The following is a 1,257-nucleotide window of genomic DNA, read 5'->3' on the forward strand; positions in this document are numbered from 1 at the left end:
TTTGTATTAGGTCGGCTGATGCTGGACATATCTGTTTCGGGTGATTCCTGACAGTGTTTCGGCTGATGCTTGACAGTTGCTTCGGTTGATCCTTGACACTCCCTTAATGAGGGAGTTGAGCGTGGCTGAGCAGCGGTATCAGGCCGTGTTAGCGGTGATCAGCGATGGATTATCGATCTCGCAGGTCGCATCGAAGGTAGGAGTGTCGCGTCAGACGCTGCACTCGTGGTTGGCGCGCTATGAGGCAGAAGGACTCGAGGGGCTGGTTGACCGGTCTCATCGGCCGGCGTCGTGTCCGCATCAGATGCCCGCACGGGTCGAGGCGGCGTTGTTGGAGTTGCGCCGCACCCGACCCTATTGGGGTCCGCGCCGGCTGGTATTTGAGCTGAGCAAACGCGGTGTGACGCCGGTTCCTTCGGAGTCGGCGGCATATCGGGCGTTGGTGCGCGCGCAAATGATTGATCCGCACCTGCGCGATCGGCGCTCGCGCAAGTGGAAGCGTTGGGAACGTGCCACGGCGATGGAGTTGTGGCAGATGGACATCGTCGGCGGATTCGCTCTGGCCGGCGGCACCAGCGCCAAGGCATTGACCGGAATTGATGACCATTCTCGAATGTGCGTCTGCGCCAAGCTGATGGCCCGCGAACGCACCCGAGCAGTCTGTGACGGTCTGCGCGCGGCGCTGGCCGCCTACGGCACGCCGATGCAGATCTTGACCGATAACGGCAAGGTCTTCACTGGCCGGTTCAACCATCCCCCAGTGGAGGTTCTGTTTGACGCCATCTGCCGCGAGCACGGTATCGACCACATCCTGACCCAGCCGCGCAGCCCGACCACGACTGGCAAGATCGAACGGTTCCACCGCAGCCTGCGTGCTGAATTCCTCGGCAATCGACGTCCTTTCACCAACCTCAAGACCGCCCAACAGGCCCTCGATGAATGGGTCGACTTCTACAACAGCGAGCGTCCTCATCAGGCCCTACAGATGGCTACACCGGCCTCACGCTTCACCTCGCAACCAGCCATCACGATGGTGGGGGCACCGGTGCTGGGACTCAGCGACGAGCGCACCGGCTCTGACTGGGTGAGCCGCAAAGTGACCACCAACGGGATGGTCTGCGTGTCCTGGCAGCAAGTCAGCCTGGGGCAGCACTACGCCGGTTCGCGCTGTGATGTTCACGTCGACGGTGACCTGCTGCGCTTTTACATTGGCGACGTTCTGGTCAAGACCGCCGCACGCGCCAGCACCGGCAAGGT

1 protein-coding gene is annotated in these 1,257 nt (G+C 61.8%); it reads left to right on the forward strand.

All coding sequences use genetic code 11. The annotated features are described in order from the left end of the window. Nucleotides 1-106: 106 nt before the first annotated feature. A partial coding sequence (locus AAHH99_RS24895) for an IS481 family transposase (protein WP_418771135.1) occupies nt 107-1,257 on the forward strand: 1,151 nt, incomplete at its 3' end.

Origin of the sequence: Mycobacterium neumannii (genome assembly GCF_048452905.1) — a bacterium.
Classification (GTDB): Bacteria; Actinomycetota; Actinomycetes; order Mycobacteriales; family Mycobacteriaceae; genus Mycobacterium; species Mycobacterium neumannii_B.